Source organism: Pseudideonella sakaiensis (genome assembly GCF_048320135.1).
GTDB classification, from domain to species: Bacteria; Pseudomonadota; Gammaproteobacteria; order Burkholderiales; family Burkholderiaceae_C; genus Ideonella_A; species Ideonella_A sakaiensis_A.
The window spans coordinates 886754-908037 of the sequence record NZ_CP182947.1; the positions used below are offsets into that span (position 1 = coordinate 886754).

Annotated in this window: 21 protein-coding genes and 1 tRNA gene; 11 read left to right on the forward strand and 11 right to left on the reverse strand. The window is 65.1% G+C overall.

Translation table 11 applies throughout. The features are described from left to right. Positions 1-62: 62 nt before the first annotated feature. Positions 63-1499, reverse strand: coding sequence for an IS1182 family transposase (locus ACNH6H_RS03780; protein WP_418315762.1), 1437 nt, complete (start codon positions 1497-1499; stop codon positions 63-65). A gap of 974 nt (positions 1500-2473) precedes the next feature. On the opposite strand from ACNH6H_RS03780, the gene ACNH6H_RS03785 reads away from it, so the two are divergent. Both ACNH6H_RS03785 and galU read left to right on the forward strand, forming a co-directional pair. After that, positions 2474-5320, forward strand: coding sequence for a valine--tRNA ligase (locus ACNH6H_RS03785; RefSeq protein WP_418315764.1), 2847 nt, complete (start codon positions 2474-2476; stop codon positions 5318-5320). A 174-nt stretch (positions 5321-5494) separates the two neighbouring features. Beyond that, complete coding sequence (galU, locus tag ACNH6H_RS03790) at positions 5495-6361, forward strand: UTP--glucose-1-phosphate uridylyltransferase GalU (RefSeq protein WP_418315766.1); 867 nt, start codon at positions 5495-5497, stop codon at positions 6359-6361. A 40-nt stretch (positions 6362-6401) separates the two neighbouring features. Here galU and ACNH6H_RS03795 read toward each other — a convergent pair whose 3' ends face one another. From ACNH6H_RS03795 to ACNH6H_RS03810, 4 genes are all read right to left on the reverse strand, one after another. Then, a complete protein-coding gene (locus ACNH6H_RS03795; RefSeq protein WP_418315768.1) occupies positions 6402-6629 on the reverse strand; it encodes a sulfurtransferase TusA family protein in 228 nt (75 codons plus the stop codon). Between the two features lie 43 nt (positions 6630-6672). After that, on the reverse strand, positions 6673-7224 hold the full coding sequence (locus tag ACNH6H_RS03800; RefSeq protein ID WP_418315770.1) for an NUDIX domain-containing protein: 552 nt from the start codon (positions 7222-7224) through the stop codon (positions 6673-6675). 27 nt (positions 7225-7251) lie between these two features. Beyond that, the gene (gene cysM / locus ACNH6H_RS03805; RefSeq protein ID WP_418315771.1) at positions 7252-8178 is read right to left on the reverse strand and encodes a cysteine synthase CysM; all 927 of its coding nucleotides are present in this window, start codon (positions 8176-8178) and stop codon (positions 7252-7254) included. 48 nt (positions 8179-8226) lie between these two features. Further along, positions 8227-8311: transfer RNA gene (locus ACNH6H_RS03810), tRNA-Leu, on the reverse strand. A gap of 120 nt (positions 8312-8431) precedes the next feature. Between ACNH6H_RS03810 and ACNH6H_RS03815 the strand changes: the two genes are divergently transcribed. Together ACNH6H_RS03815 and ACNH6H_RS03820 are read left to right on the forward strand one after the other, a co-directional pair. Further along, positions 8432-9025, forward strand: coding sequence for a rhomboid family intramembrane serine protease (locus ACNH6H_RS03815; protein WP_418315772.1), 594 nt, complete (start codon positions 8432-8434; stop codon positions 9023-9025). A gap of 85 nt (positions 9026-9110) precedes the next feature. After that, positions 9111-10187, forward strand: a complete 1077-nt coding sequence (locus ACNH6H_RS03820) for a S1C family serine protease (protein WP_418315774.1) — start codon at positions 9111-9113, stop codon at positions 10185-10187. 36 nt (positions 10188-10223) lie between these two features. On the opposite strand, the gene ACNH6H_RS03825 is transcribed toward ACNH6H_RS03820, so the two are convergent. After that, positions 10224-11123, reverse strand: coding sequence for an NAD-dependent epimerase/dehydratase family protein (locus ACNH6H_RS03825; RefSeq protein WP_418315776.1), 900 nt, complete (start codon positions 11121-11123; stop codon positions 10224-10226). A gap of 166 nt (positions 11124-11289) precedes the next feature. Here ACNH6H_RS03825 and ACNH6H_RS03830 point away from each other — a divergent pair, with 166 nt between their 5' ends. From ACNH6H_RS03830 to msrA, 3 genes are all read left to right on the forward strand, one after another. Continuing rightward, a complete protein-coding gene (locus ACNH6H_RS03830; RefSeq protein WP_418315778.1) occupies positions 11290-12348 on the forward strand; it encodes a CDP-6-deoxy-delta-3,4-glucoseen reductase in 1059 nt (352 codons plus the stop codon). A gap of 114 nt (positions 12349-12462) precedes the next feature. Then, positions 12463-12966: a peptide-methionine (R)-S-oxide reductase MsrB gene (gene msrB / locus ACNH6H_RS03835; protein WP_418315779.1), complete on the forward strand. Its 504-nt coding sequence runs from the start codon at positions 12463-12465 to the stop codon at positions 12964-12966. Next, entirely contained in the window at positions 12963-13616 is a 654-nt protein-coding gene (gene msrA, locus ACNH6H_RS03840; protein WP_418315781.1) for a peptide-methionine (S)-S-oxide reductase MsrA, read from the forward strand. Before msrB ends, msrA begins: the two co-directional genes overlap by 4 nt. Positions 13617-13630: 14 nt before the next feature. On the opposite strand, the gene ACNH6H_RS03845 is transcribed toward msrA, so the two are convergent. After that, positions 13631-14299: an SOS response-associated peptidase gene (locus ACNH6H_RS03845; protein ID WP_418315783.1), complete on the reverse strand. Its 669-nt coding sequence runs from the start codon at positions 14297-14299 to the stop codon at positions 13631-13633. A 111-nt stretch (positions 14300-14410) separates the two neighbouring features. Between ACNH6H_RS03845 and ACNH6H_RS03850 the strand changes: the two genes are divergently transcribed. Next, a complete protein-coding gene (locus ACNH6H_RS03850; RefSeq protein ID WP_418315785.1) occupies positions 14411-14632 on the forward strand; it encodes a hypothetical protein in 222 nt (73 codons plus the stop codon). Positions 14633-14731: 99 nt separating this feature from the next. Here ACNH6H_RS03850 and ACNH6H_RS03855 read toward each other — a convergent pair whose 3' ends face one another. After that, the gene (locus tag ACNH6H_RS03855) at positions 14732-15532 is read right to left on the reverse strand and encodes a hypothetical protein (protein WP_418315787.1); all 801 of its coding nucleotides are present in this window, start codon (positions 15530-15532) and stop codon (positions 14732-14734) included. A 200-nt stretch (positions 15533-15732) separates the two neighbouring features. On the opposite strand from ACNH6H_RS03855, the gene ACNH6H_RS03860 reads away from it, so the two are divergent. Then, a complete protein-coding gene (locus tag ACNH6H_RS03860) occupies positions 15733-16719 on the forward strand; it encodes an endonuclease/exonuclease/phosphatase family protein (RefSeq protein ID WP_418315788.1) in 987 nt (328 codons plus the stop codon). Between the two features lie 103 nt (positions 16720-16822). Then, a complete protein-coding gene (locus ACNH6H_RS03865) occupies positions 16823-18076 on the forward strand; it encodes a phospholipase D-like domain-containing protein (protein WP_418321206.1) in 1254 nt (417 codons plus the stop codon). A 57-nt stretch (positions 18077-18133) separates the two neighbouring features. On the opposite strand, the gene ACNH6H_RS03870 is transcribed toward ACNH6H_RS03865, so the two are convergent. The 3 genes from ACNH6H_RS03870 to ACNH6H_RS03880 form a co-directional block, all read right to left on the reverse strand. Beyond that, complete coding sequence (locus ACNH6H_RS03870) at positions 18134-19063, reverse strand: glutaminase (protein ID WP_418315790.1); 930 nt, start codon at positions 19061-19063, stop codon at positions 18134-18136. Beyond that, positions 19060-19461: an NINE protein gene (locus ACNH6H_RS03875; RefSeq protein WP_418315792.1), complete on the reverse strand. Its 402-nt coding sequence runs from the start codon at positions 19459-19461 to the stop codon at positions 19060-19062. The genes ACNH6H_RS03870 and ACNH6H_RS03875 overlap by 4 nt, the downstream gene beginning before the upstream one ends. A 218-nt stretch (positions 19462-19679) precedes the next feature. After that, positions 19680-20639 (reverse strand): LysR family transcriptional regulator, encoded by a 960-nt coding sequence (locus ACNH6H_RS03880; RefSeq protein ID WP_418315794.1) that lies wholly within the window; start codon positions 20637-20639, stop codon positions 19680-19682. A gap of 159 nt (positions 20640-20798) precedes the next feature. Here ACNH6H_RS03880 and ACNH6H_RS03885 point away from each other — a divergent pair, with 159 nt between their 5' ends. Further along, complete coding sequence (locus ACNH6H_RS03885) at positions 20799-21275, forward strand: phospholipase (protein WP_418315796.1); 477 nt, start codon at positions 20799-20801, stop codon at positions 21273-21275. Positions 21276-21284: the final 9 nt, after the last annotated feature.

The following is a 21284-nucleotide window of genomic DNA, read 5'->3' on the forward strand; positions in this document are numbered from 1 at the left end:
TGGCCAGGCGGCAATCTCTGAACTTGCCCCGCGCGAAGAACTTTTAGGTGAGGGCGGGCGCCCTATGCCCTCATCGCTGCGATCAGCGGCCCAGTGCCGAGGATCTTGATCATCCGCTTTAGGTTGTAGGCCAGAACCTGCAAGCTCATCTCGGTTTTCACGCGAGGCAGCGTACGGCTCAGGAAATGACTCGATCCCATCCAGGCCTTGAGCGTTCCGAACACATGCTCGACGGTCTGCCTTCGTTGCTTCATGGCTTCGGGCGCGCGCTCCAGCCGTTCTTGAACGACATCTAGGATGTCGTCGTGCTCCCAGCGGGCGATACGGCGATTCTTGCTCGTCGTGCACTGTGGCTTCATCGGGCACTGTGGGCAGTCTGACGACCAATACTTGTGCAGGATCTTGCCCCTCTCCTCGGATGTAAACCTGTGGATGGCAATCCGCCCGGCCGGGCACCGGTATTCGTCTTTCTCGCCGTCGTAGACGAAATCCCGCTTGTCGAAGAGCCCGTCGGCCAGGTTGTTCGAAGTCATCGGCTTGGGAACGACTGCGGCCACACCCGAGCGCTCGCACTCCAGGATCTCGTAGCCTTCGTAATACCCGCGATCGGCCAGCGCAATCAGCTTGTCCTCGCCGGTGGCTGCCTTGGCAAGCTTGGCCATGTTCGCCAGTTGGTCCCTGTCATGGCCAACGTTGGTGACCTCGTGGGCCACGATCAGGTGGTGCTTGGCATCCACGACCGTCTGGACGTTGTAGCCCACCACGCCAGTGCCTCGGCCGCTGGTGGCCATCGAGCGTGCATCCGGATCGGTCAACGAGATCTGCCCGTCCTCGGACACCTTCATTTGCTCACCGATCGCCTCCAGCGCCTTCATCTGCTGCTTGACCTTGGTGATCTTCTCCTTGAGGTGCGCAACTCGGCCAGGCAGAACGGCCGTGGCATCACGGTCGGCGCGGTCGAGCTCAACCAGGTAGCGCTTGATGCTGCTTTCGAGTTGTTCGATTCGCGCCTGAAGCTTGCGGTCGGTGAAGTTCTTGTCGCGGCTGTTGACCGCTTTGAACTTGCTGCCATCAATGGCGACGACGCCGTCGGTGAAGAGCTTCATCCGGCGGCAAAGCAGAACGAACTCCTTGCAGACTTTGCCGATGGCATCACCGTTGTCACGGCGGAAGTCGGCGATGGTCTTGAAGTCCGGCGCCAAGCGCCCGGTCAGCCAGATGAGTTCGAGATTGCGCTGTGCTTCGGTCTCCAGGCGTCGGCTCGACTGCACACGGTTGAGGTAGCCGTAGACATAGATCTTGAGCAGCGTCGCCGGGCTGTACCCCGGCCGACCCGTCTCTGCAGGATTGGCACGATCGAAGCCCAGCTTCCTCAGATCTAGTTCGTCGACGAAGACATCGATGACGCGAACCGTGTTGTCCTCATGAATCCAGTCATCCAGTTGCTCGGGGAAGAGGACGCTCTGCGTTCGGTCTTGGCCTTCGACGTATCGCCCCATCGATCACTCCTGTCGTCGCTACTGGAGATATGACACAACTGGTGCCGAAGAGTTTCCACACAGCCTCGGCCCGGAGCGGCCGTTGGCCGCTTGCCCGTTGCTAGCATCTGTGGGAGGGGCTTCAGCCCCGATTCGGGCTTGCGCATGTTGTGCGAGATGCGCGAGGACGAGGCCGCCGGGCAGCCGTCTGGCTGCGTGTCCCCCGCCGCCCGGCCTGACGGCCGGGCGGCTCCTCCTTTACCTCCGCCAGACGGCCGCCCAACGCCCTCGTCGGGCACCACCAAGGTCTTCGCCGCAGAGTACCGCCTGCCGCGCAGTGACGCTGGTGAACTTCGTCGAAGTCCTCGCTGCTGCCGCAAAGGCGTGGGCGGGGGGCTGCTGGCGCGCATATGCGCAGCCGAGACGGCGAGCACGGACACAAGGGGTCCGGGGGACCCCTTGTGCCTTGCGAGCGACCGGGCCGCAAGGCCCGGTGCGGCCTGCAAGGCCAGGGCTCGTGGCCCGCGAGCGCAGCGCGCATCAACAACTGGCTTGTCGCGGACTGTTTGAGCGCAACGAGCGAAGCGAGTGCAGCGAGTTTCCGCGACGGGCCACAAGACCGAGCATCGCAGGGAACCCGAGCGCCCGGCGCGAGGGCAAGCATCTAAGCGCAAGCGGCCGCCCGACCGCGCCTTTGCTCTCGGTTGATGGGAAGCAACGAGTCGGAACGGTCTGCCGCGCCGCTGCGTCCTGCCATGTGGCATAAGCCCGAATCGGGGCTGAAGCCCCTCCCACAAAGTCAGCCCATCCAGCGAAATCAACGGCCGCTAAGGGCCGGTCGCTGCTTCCTCTGACTCCGTCCTCAGTGCCAGCGCCGGCCCACTGCAAGTGCCATCTGCGCCAAGTCTTTTGCGAAGCGCCACCTACAATTCGGGGTCTCCCGGTTCAACAAGTTGCCGCCCGGCGCCGGACGTCGGGCGTGAATGGTCTTTTTTATGAACGAACTCGCCAAATCCTTCGAACCTGCAGCCATCGAGGCCCATTGGGCACCCCTGTGGGAACGCAGTGGGGTTTACCAGCCGACGCTCGATGCGGACAAGCCGTCGTTCAGCATCCAGTTGCCGCCGCCGAACGTCACCGGCACGCTGCACATGGGCCATGCCTTCAACCAGACCATCATGGACTCGTTGACGCGATACCACCGCATGCTCGGCCACAACACGCTGTGGGTGCCCGGCACCGACCACGCCGGCATCGCGACGCAGATCGTCGTCGAGCGCCAGCTCGAACAGCAGAAGCAGAGCCGGCACGAGCTCGGCCGCAAGAATTTTGTCGCCAAGATCTGGGAGTGGAAGGAACAATCCGGCTCGACGATCACGCAGCAGATGCGCCGTCTCGGCGCCAGCGTCGACTGGCAGCACGAATATTTCACGATGGACGACAAGCTGTCGCCGATCGTCACCGACACCTTCGTCAAGCTGTATGAGCAGGGCCTGATCTACCGTGGCAAACGCCTGGTCAGCTGGGATCCGGTGCTGAAGTCCGCGGTGTCGGATCTCGAGGTCGAGAGCGAGGAAGAAGACGGCTTTTTGTGGCACATCCGTTATCCGCTGTCCGACGACAGCGGCGACCTGGTCGTCGCGACGACGCGGCCGGAAACGATGCTTGGCGACGTCGCGGTGATGGTTCATCCGGAAGACGAGCGCTACCAGTCGATGATCGGCAAGACGGTGTCGCTGCCGCTGGTCGGGCGCGAGATTCCGGTGATTGCCGATGAATACGTCGACCGCGAATTCGGTACCGGTGTCGTCAAGGTCACGCCGGCGCACGATGCCAACGACTATGCGGTCGGCCAGCGCCATGGCCTGCCGATGATCGGCGTGCTGACGCTCGACGCAAAGATCAACGAGAACGCGCCCGCGGCCTACCAAGGTCTGGACCGCTTCGTCGCGCGCAAGCGCATCGTCGCCGACCTCGAGTCGCAGGGCCTGCTCGTCGAGACGAAAAAACACAAGCTGATGGTGCCGCGCTGCGGCCGCACCGGCCAGATCATCGAGCCGATGCTGACCGACCAGTGGTTCGTCGCGGTCAGCAAGCCGGGACCGGACGGCAAGAGCATCGCGCAGAAGGCGATCGATGCGGTGGCGTCGGGCGAGGTCAAGTTCGTCCCCGAGAACTGGGTCAATACCTACGACCAGTGGATGAAGAATATCCAGGACTGGTGCATCAGCCGCCAACTCTGGTGGGGGCACCAGATCCCGGCCTGGTATGGCAGCAATGGGGAACTGTTCGTCGCCCACGACGAGGAAGAGGCGCGCGCGAAGGCCAAGGCGGCAGGCTACGACGGCGCGCTGACGCGCGACGAGGACGTGCTTGATACCTGGTATTCGTCGGCGCTGGTGCCGTTCTCGACACTCGGCTGGCCGCAGCAGACGAAGGAGATGGACCTGTTCCTGCCGTCGAGCGTGCTCGTCACCGGCTACGAGATCATCTTCTTCTGGGTCGCCCGGATGATCATGATGACGACGCATTTCACCGGCCGGGTGCCGTTCCGCACCGTCTATATCCACGGCATGGTGCGCGACAGCGAAGGCAAGAAGATGAGCAAGTCCGAAGGGAACGTGCTCGATCCGGTCGACCTGATCGAAGGCGTCGACCTCGAAACGCTGGTGCGCAAGAGCACCGTCGGCCTGCGCAAGCCGGAGACTGCGCCGAAAGTCGCCGCCCGCGTGAAGAAGGAGTTTCCGCAAGGCATGCCGGCCTACGGTGCCGACGCGCTGCGCTTCACGATGGCGAGCTACGCCAGCCTCGGCCGCAACATCAATTTCGACACCAAGCGCTGCGAGGGGTACCGCAATTTCTGCAACAAGCTGTGGAATGCGACCCGCTTCGTGCTGATGAACTGCGAAGGCGAGGATTGCGGCCTGAAATCGCACACCAAGGCCGAGTGTGCGCCGGGCCAGCCGTTCCACAACTACCTGACATTCAGCGCTGCCGACAAGTGGATCACGAGTGAACTGCAGCGCGTCGAGGCGACGGTCGAGAAGGCGTTCGCCGAATACCGCCTCGACAACGTCGCCAATGCGATCTACCAGTTCGTCTGGGATGAATACTGCGACTGGTACCTCGAGATCGCCAAGGTGCAGATCCAGAACGGCGCCGAATCCGAGCAGCGCGCGACCCGGCGCACGCTGATCCGCGTGCTTGAGACGGTGCTGCGGCTGCTGCATCCGATCACGCCATTCATCACCGCCGAGCTGTGGGAGCGTGTTGCCGTCGTTGCCGGACGCAAGACAGCCGGCGCCAGCGAGAGCATCGTCAACGCCGACTATCCACGCGCCCAGCTCGACCGCATCGACGAGACCGCCGACGCCTGGGTCGCCAAGCTGAAGGCGGTGGTCGGCGCCTGCCGCAACCTGCGCAGCGAGATGAGCCTGTCACCGGGTGAACGGGTGCCGTTGCTGGTCTTCGGGGATGCAAGCTTCATCGCCGAGGCCGGCGCGGTTCTGAAAACGCTGGCCAAGCTGTCGGAAGTCCGCGCCTTCGACAACGAAGCCGAGTTCGACCACGCAACCCGCGCGGCGCCGGCGGCGGTGCATGGTGAGTTGCGGATGGCGCTGCACGTCGAGGTCGACGTCGCCGCCGAACTCGAGCGGCTGCGCAAGGAAATCGACCGGCTCGGCGGAGAAATCGCAAAGGCCCACGCCAAGCTCGGCAACGAAAGTTTTGTTGCGCGGGCGCCAGCGGCAGTCGTCGAGCAGGAACGCCAGCGGGTTGCTGATTTCACTGCGACGCGTGAGCGTTTGTCGGAGCAGGCACAGCGGCTGGCGGCAGCGACCTGACAAACCGCGACCGGCGGCTGCGGCGACCGATAGCGAACCAGGCGCGCAAGCGCTGTTGCAGCGCGGATTGAGTTGAGTCAATTCAGACCGCGTCTACCCCCTGTTCAAGCGCCCGACCACCCATTGGCACATGCCAGAATGGGTGTCTGACCTTTCTTCAGACGATCACAAGCCATGCGCGTCAACAAAGCGATCTTCCCCGTTGCCGGACTCGGCACCCGTTTTCTGCCCGCCACCAAGGCGCAGCCGAAAGAGATGCTGCCGGTGGTCGACAAGCCGTTGATCCAGTATGCGGTCGAGGAAGCTTATGCGGCCGGCATCCGGCAGATGATCTTCGTCAACGGCCGCAACAAGCGGGCGATACCGGACCATTTCGACACCGGTTACGAGCTCGAGCATGAACTCGAAGCCGCCGGCAAGAACGAGTTGCTGGCAATGGTGCGCTCGATCAAGCCGGACGACATGGACTGCATCTATATCCGCCAGCCGAAGGCGCTCGGCCTCGGCCATGCGGTGTTGTGCGGCCAATGCGTCGTCGTCAACGAGCCCTTTGCAGTGCTGCTGGCCGACGACCTGATGGTCGGCGAGCCGCCGGTGCTCGCGCAGATGGTCGAGCAGTTCAACGAGCGGCAGGCGTCGATCGTTGCGGTGCAGGAGGTACCGAAGGAGCAGACCCGCCGCTACGGCATGGTTGCCGGCACGATGGTCAACGACCGGCTGATGGACATGACGCAATTCGTCGAAAAGCCGGCGCCCGAGGATGCGCCGTCGAATCTCGGCGTCGCCGGCCGCTACATCCTGACGCCGGCGGTCTTCAAGGAGATCGCCAATGTGCCGCGCGGCGTCGGCGGCGAGATCCAGCTGACCGACGGCATCGCCTCACTGATGCGCAACGAGAAGGTATTTGCCTACCGCTACCGCGGCGAGCGCTACGACTGCGGCAGCAAGGAAGGTTTTCTGCAGGCCAACGTCGAGCTGGCCTTGGCCCATCCCGAACTGGGCGCCCAGTTCCGCGCCTATCTGAAGACGCTCGAACTCTGATCGGCGGGCCGGCAGGCGCGCGCGCCGGCCGGGGCGGCGGTCAGCGCCGCCGCAGGTAGTGGACGAATTCGTCGCTGTCGCTGGTCTGCTCGACCAGTTCATTGCCGGTCTGCCGGGCAAACGCCTGGAAGTCGCGCATCGAGCCGGGATCGGTTGCAACGACCTTCAGCACGTCGCCGGAATTCATGTCGGCAAGTGCCTTCTTGGCCTTCAGGATGGGCAGCGGGCAGTTCAGTCCGCGGGTATCGATTTCTTTTTGCGCTTGCATCGTGCGTCCTCTCGTGCAGCGGCCGGCCCGACGGCCGACCGGATCAATCGGCGGCTGGTAGCGGCCTGACCATCGCTTCGCGCCATTTTGGCGTGTAACCGCGCTCGGTCAACCAGTCAGCCAGTGCATAACCGGTGCCGGCCGGCCAGCACAAGACTTCGTCGGGCGCAAAGAGCTTGTATTCGAGCAGTTCGGGTGACAGCCTGACCTCGCCGCGTGCCACCACATGGTAGGCAATGATCAGCTGATTCATCCGCTGGAAGTCGTAGACGCCTATCAATTTGATCTGCTCGACCTGCAGCGCGGTTTCCTCGAATACCTCGCGGGCGATGCCGTCCGGCGCGGTCTCGCCGGCCTCCATGAAGCCGGTGATCAACGCGAATACGCGGCCCGGCCAAGCCGCATTGCGCGCCAGCAGGATCTTGCCGCCCTCGTCGACCTTCTCGATCACCGCTGCCAGCACCGGCGTCGGATTGTTCCAGTGCGTCCATTCGCAGCCGGCGCAGCGCAGCCGCAGCTTCGGACCGCCGTCCTCTTCGCGCTCGAGCATCGCCAGCGGACCGGCGCACTGCGGACAGAACTTGAAGTCGCTCATCGGCGTGTGCTCGCCACGGTGGCCCGCTCAGGCCGGAAAGACGCCGGTCGACAGATAGCGGTCGCCCCGATCGCAGACGATGAAGACGATGGTCGCGTTTTCCAGCGTCTTCGCCATCTCGAGCGCAACCCAGCAGGCGCCTGCTGCCGAGATGCCGGCAAAGATGCCTTCCTCGGCGGCCAGCCGGCGCGCCATGTCCTCGGCATCGGCCTGGCTGACCAGCACCAGTTCATCGACATGGGTCGGGTCGTAGATCTTCGGCAGGTAGGCCTCGGGCCACTTGCGGATGCCGGGGATGCGCGAGCCTTCCTTCGGCTGCGCGCCGATGATCCGCACCGTCGGCGATTTCTGTTTCAGATACTGGCTGACGCCGGTGATCGTGCCGGTGGTGCCCATTGCGCTGACGAAATGCGTGACCTGGCCGCGGGTATCGTCCCAGATCTCCGGCCCGGTCGTCTCGAGGTGGATGCGCGGATTGTCGAGGTTGGCGAACTGGTCGAGCACCCTGCCCTTGCCGTCGCGCGCCATCTGCTCGGCCAGGTCGCGGGCATATTCCATGCCCCCCGAGCGCGGCGTCAGCAGCAGTTCGGCGCCGAAGGCCTTCATCGTCTGCGCGCGTTCGATCGACAGGTCCTCGGGCATGATCAGCAGCATCCGGTAGCCGCGGATCGCCGCGGCCATCGCCAGCGCAATGCCGGTATTGCCGGAGGTTGCCTCGATCAGCGTATCGCCGGGCTTGATCTCGCCGCGCTCCTCGGCGCGCCGGATCATGCTGATCGCCGGCCTGTCCTTGACCGAACCGGCCGGGTTGTTGCCCTCGAGCTTGCCGAGGATGGTGTTGCCGCGGGCATCGATCTCGGCACCGGGCAGGCGCACCAGCTTGACCAGCGGGGTGCGGCCGATGACATCTTCGATGGTGGCGTATGCGGGCTTGGGTGGCAGGCGCTTGGCCATGGAATTCTGTTCAGGTGCGCTGCAACACGAAGAAGCCTGACGGTGGGTTGGTGCCTCCGGTCGGAATCGAACCGACACTCCTTTCGGAACGGGATTTTGAGTCCCGCGCGTCTACCAATTTCGCCACAGAGGCCAACCGAGTCTTGGAGTATGCCATGGCTTGCGCAAGCGCCTCGCGAGGCCGCCGCCGGATTTGCGGGTACGCTTCGCGCCCTGCACCGAAGACTTCTGTCAAACACCACCGGAACCACGAATGCCCCCGTTGCTCCCCGTCACCCAGGCCTTGCTGCTGGCCAACGTTGCGATGTTCTGCCTCAGCTTCTTCGTCGGCAACCTGCTGTTCGGGCTGTTTGCGCTGTGGCCGATCGGCGGTGGATTCATGCCCTGGCAGATCGTCAGTTACTCCTTCCTGCACGGCGGCTTCGGTCACCTGTTCTTCAACATGCTGGGCCTGTGGATGTTCGGCTCCGAGCTCGAACGCGTGTGGGGCCAGAAGCGCTACCTGCAGTTCTATTTCGCCAGCGTGCTGGCGGCCGCGGCGACCCAGCTCGCGACAGCCACGCTGTCCGGCTCGATCTACCCGACCGTCGGCGCCTCGGGCGGCCTGTTCGGGCTGCTGCTGGCATTCGGAATGACCTTCCCGAACCGGATGATCGTGCCGCTGATTCCGCCGATTCCGATGAAGGCCAAGGTTTTCGTCGCGATCTACGGCGGCCTCGAACTTTTTCTCGGCGTCACCGGAACCGTCTCCGGAGTGGCACACTTTGCACACCTCGGCGGCATGCTCGGCGGCTATCTGATGATCCGCTACTGGCGCGGGCAGGCACCGTTCGGACGGCGCCGCTGAGGCGACCACGGCCGCTTTGCCACCCTGCGGCGATGTCGGAATGCGGCTTGTCGCATGCTGGGGGCATCGGAGGAGTCAGCTCGCCATGTCCAGCGACCGCCGCCATTTGCCGACACGCCTTGCCGCCTGGCTGCAGCGGCTCAGCGTTGCGATCGGACTGCTGGCCATTGCGAGCGCGGTCTGCGCCAGCAAACCGGCGTCCGCAGAGGACGACACCATCCTCGAGGCTTCGCCGCAGGTTCGCGCGCTGGCGCGTGCCCATTCCGCGATGGTCGGGCTGCGCAGCGTCGCGGTCGACGGTGCCGGCTCGATTCGCTCGCTCGGCCAGCACCGCATCGGATCCGGTGTATTGATCGACGATGCCGGCAGCCTGATCCTGACGATCGGCTACCTGGTCCTCGAGGCCGAGGACGTGACGGTCGAACTCGACGACGGCCGAAGTTTTCCGGCACGCGTCGTTGCCTACGATCTCGCCTCCGGATTCGGTCTGGTCGAGTCGCTGGCGCCGCTGCCGCGGCCGTCGGCACCATTCGGCCGAGCCGCCGGGATGAATCCGCATCAGCCGCTGATGATCGCCACCGGCGGCAGCGATGGCTCGCTGAGCATCGTTCGTCTCGTCTCCAGCCGGCCGTTTACCGCTTACTGGGAGTACCACATCGACGCCGCGCTGTTCACCGCGCCGCCGCGCGCCGATCACCCGGGCGCCGGCTTGTTCAATTCGGATGGTGAACTGCTCGGCATCGGCTCGCTGCTGGTCGGCGATGCCGCCGGCCCGGGCCTGCCGCCGGTAACCGGCAACATGTTTGTTCCGATCGACCTGCTGCTGCCGATACTCGCCGAACTGCGCCGCACCGGCAGCTCCGCCGCGAGCGCGCGCGCCTGGCTCGGCATCAATTGCATCGAGGCCGACGGCATCGTCAGGCTGACCCGCATCACCAGAGACGGCCCGGCCGATGCCGCCGGACTGCGGCCAGGCGATGCCATCATCGCCGTCGACGGCACGCCGGTGCAGGCGCTGGAAACGTTCTACAAACGCCTGTGGACGGGCGCCAGCCCGAACCGGGAAATTCGCCTCGATATTCGGCGCGATGGCCAGCTGCAGCAGATCAACGTGCAGGCCACCGACCGACGCCACATGCTGCGCCATGCCGGGGGCATCTGAGCGCCGCAGTTTGCGTCGGCAGCAGAGGCGACGCGCTCACAAGCCGTCGCGCACCGTCGGATAACGCAGCCGCAGGCCGAGCTCGAGTTTCATCCGCGCATTGACGAGGCGGCGCGACTCGCTCATGAAACTCAGCGCCATCGGCGACACCTGCTCGCGCAGTTCGGCGCGGCCAAGCCGCGGCGGCCGCGGCAAGCCGCACCGATCGGCGGCGAGGTCGAAATAGTCGCCCATCGCGAGCTCGCTGTCGTCGCAGACATTGATCGCACGCTGCGGCGAACCGAAGCGCAATGCCGCGACACAGGCCCGCGCCAGATCGTCGGCATGGATGTGGTTGGTGTAGACGTCCTCGTCGGCGCGCAGCACCGGCGTGCCGCGCTCGAGCCGCTCACGCGGATGGCCGCCGGCCCGGTCGCGGGCATAAATGCCAGGGATGCGCAGCAGCACGGTGCGCACGCCGAATCGGGCGCCGAAGTGGCGCAGTTGCCGTTCGGCATCGGCGCGGCGCCGCGCACGTGCCGTCGACGGTGCGACAGGCCGGGTTTCGCTGACCTGCGCGCCGGCGGCATCGCCGTAGACGCCACTGGTGCTGGCATAAACGAGGGTCTGCACGCGCTGCCGTCGGGACAACGCCTGCAGCAGGTGGCGGGTGCGGGTATCAGCGTCGCCGACTGGCGGCGGCGGTGCAAGGTGCAGCACCGCATCGGCAAGGCCCGCCAGTCGCGACAGCGTCGCCGGGTGGTCGAAGTTGCCGAGCAGTGGCACCGCGCCAGCGGCACGCAGCAGTGGCAGCCGCTGTGGATCCGAACTGAGCGCCAGCACCCGGTAGCGGTCGCGGTCGCGCAGCAGCTGCAGCACGCGCAGTCCGATGTCGCCGCAACCGACGATCAGCAGCGTCGGGCGGCGCAGGCGTCGGGTCGGGGGAACAGAAACCATCGTTGCAACACAAACCAATCAAGGGGAACCGTCGGCGGCGCCGGGGGTCGATCAGGCCATCGGTCGGAAAAGCCGGCGCATCCGCGGCGGCCGGGCAAAATCAGGCGTCGAGTGTATGCACCGCAGCCGCTGTCGCCGGTCGGCAGCCCATCCGCGAAAGAAATCAATGAGTTTTACCGTCACTGTCCAACCCAGCGGCCGCAGTTTCGAAGTCGACCGCGACGAGCCGGTGCTGCTGGCGGCGATTCGCCAGGGCATCGGCCTGCCCTATGGCTGCAAGGACGGCGCCTGCGGCTCGTGCAAATGCCGCCTGCTCGAGGGCCGGGTGATCCACGGAGCCCACCAGAGCAAGGCGCTGAGCAGCGAGGAAGAAGATGCCGGGCTGATGCTGACCTGCCGTGCCGCAGCACAGACCGACCTGGTGATCGAGGCGCGCACCGTGCCCGGGCTCGGCGAATTCCCGGTGCGCAAGCTGCCGACGCGGGTCAGCCGGATCGACCGCCCCACACCCGACGTGGCGGTGCTGACGATGCAGCTGCCGGCCAATGATTCCTTCATGTACAAGGCCGGCCAGTATGTCGAATTCATCCTGAAGGACGGCGACCGGCGGAGTTACTCGATCGCCAATGCACCGCACCGCCAGCGCGAGCTGATCGGCAACGAGCAGCCGGCGATCGAACTGCATATCCGCCACATGCCGGGCGGCAAATTCACCGACCATGTCTTCAGCGCGATGAAGCCGCGCGACATCCTGCGCATCGAAGGCCCGTTCGGCAGCTTCTTCCTGCGCGAGGACAGCACCCGGCCGCTGGTGCTGCTGGCCTCGGGAACCGGCTTTGCGCCGCTGAAGGCGCTGATCGAGCAGATGGAACACAAGGGGATGACGCAGCCTACCGTGCTGTACTGGGGTTGCCGCAGCCGCGCCGATCTGTACCAGCACGAGTGGGCCGAAGCGGCGCAGGCGCGGCTGCCGCACCTGCGCTACATCCCGGTGCTGTCGGACGCGAAGCCGGGAGACTCATGGACCGGCCGCACCGGCTTCGTCCACCGCGCGGTGATGCAGGACCTGCCGGACCTGTCGGGCCACGAGGTTTATGCCTGCGGTGCGCCGGTAATGGTCGACTCGGCACAGGTCGATTTCGTGCAGCGCTGCGGCTTGCCGGAGACAGCGTTTTATGCCGATGCGTTCACGTCGGAAGCGGACAAACATGGGCCGGTCGCGTAGCGGTTACGAGGCCTGGCCGCTCGATCGGCTGTCGCCGGTGAAAGAACTTTTTGCCTCATTCGACACAGACAGGACAGGCCGCAGCAGCACGCGGCCGGAATGATTGGAGACGACATGATGAGCAGACGCAATCTGGTGGGCTTTCTTTCCGCACTCGGGCTCGCGCCGACGCTGCGCGCCGCGACGACCGCGGCCCAGGGCCGGGAACCCGATCTGCCGGCGGGGCAGCGCATCGAGCGCAGCGATGCCGAATGGAAAAAGCTGCTGACGCCTGAGCAATACCGGATATTGCGCCAGGAAGGTACCGAGCGCCCGTTCAGCAGCCCGCTGAACGACGAGAAGCGGCGCGGGCGCTATGTCTGTGCCGGCTGCCAGTTGCCGCTGTTCACCTCCGAAATGAAATTCGACAGCGGCACCGGCTGGCCGAGTTTCTACACGACGCTGCCAAATGCCGTTGGTACCAGCACCGATTTCAAGATGCTGTTGCCGCGCACCGAATACCACTGCGCGCGCTGCGGGGGCCATCAGGGCCATGTCTTCAGTGACGGCCCGGCGCCGACCGGCAAGCGTTATTGCAACAACGGCGTGGCACTGGCCTTCGTGCCGGCATCGTCATGACCCGCACCCGCCGTCTGGCCGCCGTGGTCGCGGCAATCGGCCTGCTCGGCATCGCCGGCTGCTCGAAGGCGCAAGTCGAAGTCCGCCCGGCACTGAAAGTCACCGCGCCTGAAAACACCGCGCGGGCGATTTTTGCCGGTGGCTGCTTCTGGTGCGTCGAGGCCGACTACGACAAGGTCAAGGGGGTGCTGTCGACGACTTCCGGTTATATCGACGGCAAGACCGAAAACCCGACCTACGAACAGGTGGCGTCGAAACGCACCGGCCATGCCGAGGCGGTCGAAATCGTCTATGACCCGTCGGTCGTCAGCTACAAGGCGCTGGTCGATCATTTCTGGTACACGATCGACCCGACGACGAAGGACCGCCAGTTCTGCGACAGCGGCTCGCCGTACCGCACCGCGATTTATCCGGTCGACCAGGCCCAGCTCGCCGAAGCCCAGGCATCGAAGGCGCGCATCGAGCAGAGCAAGCCGTTCAAGGAGCCGATCGTCACCGAGATCAAGCTGGCCGGCACCTTCTACCCGGCCGAGGGTTATCACCAGGACTATTACCTGAAGAACCCGATCCGCTACAACTACTACCGCACGAGTTGCGGCCGCGACCAGCGGCTGAAGCAGTTGTGGGGTGAAAAGGCGGCGGTTCACTGAGCGCGCGGCCGCGCTCAGAACAAGCGCGGCGCCACCTCCTCGTCGGCCGGCCCGGCATCGAAGCTTTCGGCCGGTGTCAGCTTCAGCAGCCGTTCGGCCTGATCGACGCTGCCGCCCATCCAGGCCTGGGCATCGCCATCGGCGACCGGAATCACGCTGCGCTTGTCCTGTTGATCGGGGCCGAGCCGCGGATCGGGTTTGTGCATCCGGCTCATCAGCGGATGGGCATCGGCGTTAAGCGTCAGCATCGTAAAACTCTCGACGATTTCCCCGCTCGCCTTGTCGACCCAGCGGTTCCACAGGCCAGCCAGCATCCACGGATGGCCATCGGCGCGGCGGAATCGCCACCATTGGTTGCGCCCGCTTTCCCAGCACGGCTCGTCGAACGACTCGGCGGGAATCAGGCAGCGCTGGCCACGCGCCCACGGCTGCTTGTAGCTTGCCTTCACGGCGAGCTCCTCGGCGCGCGCATTGTTCGTCGAATAAGGCAGCTTGGCGGTCTTGGCAAACCACGGCACCAGCCCCCATTGGCCGACGACGACCTCGACCTCGCGCTCGCGGTCGAGGCGGACAAACGGCCCCGGCGAGCGCGGGAAGATCGGCCCCGGCGGGTAGTTGACGATCGCCCGGCCAAGCCGCTGCGCAAGCTCCTCGGCACGCGGCGGGGTATATCGATTGCACATCGCTGCAATGTAGCGTGAACGACTACACAGAACGGGGGATGTCTGGCAGCGCGGAATGTCCTAAGGTGGACGAATGCAATCTGCAGTGCCGCCAGCCGACCGGAGACCGCGATGTGGTTCAAGTTTGCCGACCGTTGCCGCGCCGCGATGACACCGGCGCAATCCACCTCCGCCGCCACCGCCTGGCGCTGGCGCTTCTTCGATCCGCGCACCGGTGAGCAGGTGATGTTGTCCGAGCCACTGACCGCCGAGCAGGTGCGTGCAATCAATCCACTCGCGGAGTTGATTCCGGGCTCGCGGGTGGTATCAGAGGGCGACTGGACGGGACGCTGATTGCTGCGTCGCCTGAGTGCTCCCCGACGCTGGTGCGCCGCCGACGCCCGTCGAAAATCGACCAGCGCCGCGGCGCAATTGAATCAGCTCAGGGATGGCTCACTTCACCTTCGGCAACTTGATCTTGTTGCGCTTGACCGGTGCTGCCGCGCCAGTCAGGATCTGGATCACCGATTCGGCGACGACCTTGTTTTTCGCCGGATCGATCGCCCGGAGAAAAACGACGTAGTTGCCGTCACCCGCCGGGTTGAACGATGCAAGACTGGTGCCGATGTTGTTGAAGAACTCGTAGTTCCACGAATTCTGTGCGACGTTGAACGTACCCAGATTGGCGAGATAGGTCGGAGGATCGACATCCTCGATGCCCGCGCCGTTGCCGGTTGCATTGGTGCCCAAGCTGTGGTCCCAGGCCGGCGGGACAGCATTCGGCGTGATCGGATCGAACAACGTGAAATCGGTCCCCGGGCCCGGGTCGGCATCCATGCCCAACTGATAGACGAAATCATCGAGCTTGTTGCCGGTGCCACCGGCGTAATCGGTATTGACCGACCAGTCGAAACTCCACTTCGGCGTATTCAAACACAGCGGAAATGGCGCAAAGCCGAACCCTGGACAGGCATCACCTGCCGGATAGCTGTAGGTGCCATCCCCGTTGTCACCGTTTTCGACCGGGGCCGGGAATCGCGTCTTGCCACGCAAGCCCACCTCGACGCCTTGGTGCCGGTCCACTGTGAACCCGCCGTTTGAATTGCCGCTACCGAAAATCGCATCCGGCGTCACGAGATCACTGAAGGTGTTGTCCTTGTCCTTGTGCTTGTCGCCCGCATGAGCTGTTGTCATCGCAGCAGCCAGCGTAAACGCAATGCCGGTGGCCAGTGAAAGTCTTGTTGTCCTGCGCATTTGTTCCTCCCGTCGTTGAACACAACCCCCCGATGGCCGCCATCAGCAGACACCCTGTTCACCCCCCTCACCTGGGGGGATCTGCGACGACCGTAAGACGAATTTGTTACAAAGTCAACCATTGACCGAGACCCGCGATCGGTGTTGCAACCTTCGCTGACGAGGCGATACTGAGCCATGCAAACCCGGGCCCTCGCGCGATGTCCGCCCCCCTACCACCGATCGACGACCCAGCCGCACCGCCGGCGGTGCGCACCGAGATGGCGGCGCTGCGTGCGGCGCTCGACGAGGCGATTCCGCGCAAGCGGATGTTGCGCCGCAACCTGCTGGTCGCCACCTGGAACATCAAGGATTTCGGTTCGCTGACCGAACGCTGGACGGCCGGCAGCAGCGACAGTCCGAAACGCGATTTCCGTGCGCTGTGGGCAATCGCCGAGCTGATCTCGCGCTTCGACGTCGTTGCAGTGCAGGAACTGACCGGCAACCTGCGGGCGCTGCGCACGCTGATGAAGACGCTGGGGCCGCGCTGGAGTTTTCTGATGACCGACGTGACCCGCGGTGCGGCAGGCGGCGGCGAGCGCATGGCCTTCATCTTCGACAGCGCGCGCGCCGAACTGTCGGGACTGGCCGGCGAACTGGTGGTGCCTCGAGAACGCCTTGACGAGATCGGTCCCGACGCATTGCGCCGGCAGTTCGCGCGCACGCCGTATGCGGTCAGCTTCCAGGCCGGCGATGCGACGGTGCTGCTGGTCACGCTGCATGTCCTGTACGGGGACAGCGCAGCCGAGCGGTTGCCCGAACTGCGCGCCATCGCCGACTGGATGGCCGACTGGGCGCGGCAGGCGAATCGCTGGCACCACAATCTCGTCGTCCTCGGCGACTTCAACATCGACCGCCGTGGCGATCCGCTGTGGCAGGCCTTTACTTCGTCAGGGCTGACGGTGCCACCGGCGCTCGATACGGTGCGGCGCTCGATCTTTGCCGACCCGGACCAGCCGCAACTCGGCAAGTTCTATGACCAGATCGCCTGGTTCGGCGAAGGCTCCGCGCGGCTGATCAATCTCGAGCCGCTTGCCGCCGGCAGCTTCGACTTCGTGCCGCACCTGTATCGCGACCTTGAGATGACGCGGGCGAGCCTGCAGTACCGGATCTCGGACCACTACCCGCTGTGGGTCGAGTTCGGCTGAGGCGGGCAGGCAAGCCGCTCCGCTTACCATCGGAGCCTTCTTTACTCGCGCGCCGCACCACGTGTCATTCATTCGCAAACCCTCGCGCCGCACCGTCGGCTGGATGATCGGTGCAGCGCTGGCGGGCATGCTGCTGGTGCTGCTGGTGTTCAACCTGTCGGGCGGCGAAAAGAAGATCGAGAAGAAGATCGAGCACCTCTATCCGGTGGCGAGCAAGCAGTTCGCGAAGGAACTCGGCGTGTTGCTCGGCCCGCCGTTCATCACCGGAAACCGGGTCGAGACACTGCTGAACGGCGACCAGATCTTTCCGTCGATGCTGGCGGCGATCCGCCAGGCCCGCTCGACCATCACGTTCGAGACCTTCATCTACTGGTCGGGCGACATCGGCAAGGAATTTGCCGAAGCGCTGATCGAGCGCAGCAGCAACGGCGTCCAGGTGCATGTGCTGCTCGACTGGATCGGCAGCTCGAAGATGGAAGATGACGTGCTCGACCGGATGAAGAAGGCCGGTATCGAGGTCAACAAGTTCCACCCGCCGCACTGGTCGCACCTGTCGCGGATGAACAACCGCACCCATCGCAAGCTGCTGGTTGTCGACGGCACGGTGGCCTTCACCGGCGGGGTCGGCATCGCGCCCGAGTGGACCGGCAACGCACAGGACCCGGCGCACTGGCGCGATACGCATTTCAGGGTCGAAGGTCCGGTCGTCGCGCAGATGCAGGCGGTCTTTCTCGACAACTGGGTCAAGGTCACCGGCGAGGTGCTGAACGGCAAGACGTTTTTCCCGGACCTGCCGCCGGTCGGCGATTCGCCGGCGCAGATGTTCAGCAGCTCGCCGAGCGGCGGCAGCGAAAGCATGCAGCTGATGTACCTGATGGCGATCACCGCGGCGAAGCAATCGATCGACATCTCGGCAGCCTATTTCGTGCCGGACGAACTGATGAGCCAGGCGCTGGTCGACGCGATGAAACGCGGCGTCAAGCTGCGCATCGTCGTGCCCGGCGAACACATCGACAGCGACACGGTGCGCGTTGCCTCGCGCGGCAGCTGGGGGCCGCTGCTGCAAGCAGGCGCGACGATCGCCGAATACAAGCCGACGATGTACCACTGCAAGGTGATGATCGTCGACCGGCTGCTGGTCTCGGTCGGATCGACCAATTTCGACAACCGCTCGTTCCGGCTGAACGACGAGGCGACGCTGAACATCCTCGATGCGGACTTCGCCGTCGCGCAGACCAAGGTCTTCGAGGACGACCTCGCACGTTCGGAAAACATCAGCCATGCGCAGTGGCTGGCCCGGCCGCTGTGGGAAAAGGTTGTCGAGAAGTTCACGACGCTGCTGGATTCGCAGCTCTGACGCTGCGGCAGCCGAGCGCCGCGCCGCGGCAGCTTCGATGCCACGCGGCGGCCGCGCTCAGAACACCGACAAACCGGTCCGCGTCGCGAACAGTTCCAGCGCTCGCCGCCCGGCGACCGAATTGCCGGTCGCATCGAGCCCCGGTGACCAGACGCACAGGGACAGTTGGCGCGGCGCGATCGCGACGATGCCGCCGCCGACGCCGCTTTTGCATGGCAGCCCGATCAGGAAGGCAAATTCACCGGCCGCATCGTAGGTGCCGCAGGTCAGCATCAGCGCATTGATGCGCCGCGCCTGGCGCGGCGTGACGATCGCCTCGCCACTGCCCGGCTGCACCCCTTCGTTGGCGAGGAAGCCGAATGCACGCGCCATTTGCCGGCAGTTCATCACCAGCGCGCACTGGTGGAAATAGACGTCGAGCACCGCATCGACATCATTGCGGATGCGGCCGAAACTTTTCATGAAATTGACCAGCGCCGCATTGCGGAAGCCGGTCTCGCGTTCCGAACGTGCAACCTCGGCATCGAACGCGACCGGCTCGCGGCACAGCCGGCTCGCCAGATCGAGCAGCGCCTGCTTCGGGTCGCCGTACGACGTGACCAGCTGATCGGCCACGCAGATTGCGCCGGCATTGATGAACGGATTGCGGGGCAAGCCCTGCTCGTGCTCGAGCTGGATCAGCGAGTTGAACGGGTCGCCGGACGGCTCGCGGCCGACGCGCTCCCACAGCGCCGAGCCGACCGCCTGCAGCGCCAGCGTCAGGCCGAGCAGTTTCGAGACGCTCTGGATCGAGAATGGCGTCGTCGCATCGCCGGCCGCGGCATCGTCGCCGCCGATGCCGGACAGTGCGATGCCGAACTGGTCGATTGGCACGCGGGCCAGCGCAGGGATATAACGCGCAACCCGGCCTTCGCCGAGCATCGGCCGCACCTCGGCGTTGATGCCGTCGAGCACCGCTGTCGCATCGAGCGCGTTGCCGATCGTCATGGCCGCGTCGCGTGGCGGATGCTGATCTGGTCGTTCAGCGTCCAGTAGTCGTAGAGGTAACCGATGCCGAACAGGCCGACCGTCAGCAGGTAGAGGATGCCGGTCAGCCACTTGCCCATGTACATGCGGTGCACGCCAAAGAAGCCGAGGAAGGTCAGCAGCACCCAGGCCACCGTGTAGTTGATGGGCCCGGGATGGAAGCGCAGATCGGCCTGGCGGTCCATCGACGGGATCAGGAACAGGTCGATCAGCCAGCCGATGCCGAGCAGACCGAGCGTGAAAAACCAGATCGTCCCGGTCACCGGCTTGCCGTAGTAGAAGCGGTGCGCGCCGAGGAAGCCGAAGATCCAGAGGATGTAGCCGACGACTTTCGAATGGGTATCGTTCTGTTGAACCATGCCTGGGCTCCAAAATGAAAGGATTGTCCATCGGATACCAGCAGCCGCGGCTTGGTTCATTGGGTGATTCCCGGCAGCGACTTCGCGCACCGCTCCATTTCCGAAAAAGCCGGGCGCACAACGCGGCGGCAGCCGTCCTCAGAGTGTTGTCGCGGGCGGCGCGGATCAAAAAATTCCTCTGCCCACCCGTGGCGAAGTCTCGCGCAGACATGCCGAGATCACGAAACCGACCTCGCTGTCGGCGTCGTCGAAGAGGCAGCTCCGGCGCCGACACGCCCTTCGAATCGGGGTTGCAGCTGCCGCAGCGCCGCGTCGGCAAATTCGACGAAGCTGCGCACCCGCGCATTGCGCCGCAGGTCGGCATGGACAACGATCCAGAGCATCGCCGATGCCTCCGGGATCACATCGCTGATCCGCACCAGCGTGGCATCGGCATCGGCGGAGAAACACGGCAGCAATCCGATGCCGAGCCCTTGCCGGACCGCCGCCTGGCGCACCAGCATCGCATCGCTGCGGAACACCGCGTGGCTGCCCGATGTGTAGCGGTCGATGAAGACCTCCATCGGCAACGCGGCCATGCCCCGGTCAGCCCTGACGATGCGATGGCGGTGCCAAGAGTCGGCGCGCTGCGGCCGCCCATGCCTTTCCAGGTAACTGCGGCTTGCATACATCGCGACGCCGACAGCACAAATATGGCGCGGGATCACGTCGCCCTCGGTCGGCCGGCTGCCCGGCCGGATCGCGACATCGGCCTGGCGCCGGGCCAGGTCGGTGCGGCCACTGCCAACGGTCAGTTCGAGCGTCACCTGTGGATGCCGCTGCGAAAAATCGCGCAGCAGGCCGCTCAGGATGTCGATCGCAAGATCGTCGACCGTGGCGATCCGCACCGCGCCGCTGAGGCCGTTGTCGATGCCGCTCAGTCGACGTTGCGCCGCGACGATTTCGGCGTCGACACGCTGCAGATGCGCCAGCAATTGCCGGCCGGCAGCGGTCAGCGCATAGCCGCGCGGGCTGCGCACGAACAGCGTCGCAGCGAGGCAGCGCTCCAGCTTGGCGAGCCGGCGGTGCACGGTGGCACTGCTCGTCTCGAGCGTCTGCGCAGCGCCGGCCAGCGTACCGTCGCGCGCGGTCGCGAGAAAGAACTGCAGGTCCTGCCACGGCAATCGGCTTGCATCCATGCAAGGCCATCTTGCACCGGCAGCGCTTCCCATGCAAGGTCGGATGGGCCATGCTTGGCTTGGTGCCCCCGGGCCGCCACAGACATCTTTTCCAACGCGCCCGGCATCGGGAGGGGGAGGCCATGATCCGCTGCGCCTTGTTCGAAACAGAGCGCCGACATGCTGAAACTGCCTGAACGGCGCGGCAAACGGCCGCGCACCCACATCGGGCTGCCGCACTGCCAGCTCGAGCAGAACGCGCCGCCGGCGCTGTTCGAACGGCTTGCCGAACGGCTGCTGGCGACACCGGACACCGAATTCGGCCCGAGTCTGGTGTCGGTACCCGGAGCCCGCGCGATGTTCGTGCCGGCATGCCGGCGTTGCAACACGCGGTTCGGCTTCATCCGCGGCCGTGAATATGCCCACCTGCATCCGCCCGAGGACGGCAGCATGCACCTGGTGCTGGCGCCGGATGACATGGCCGAACTGCTGCTGCGCGGCTGGGGCGAACCGCATCCGCTGGTCGGCAGCGGCCGCATCCTGCCGACCGTCGCAATGGTGTATGCACCGCGCGACGAGGTCGAACTCGAGACCATCTGCCTGATCGCCGACGCATCGTCGGCCAACGCCCGCTGGTGCCTGGATGCACCCGACTGACTTTCCACT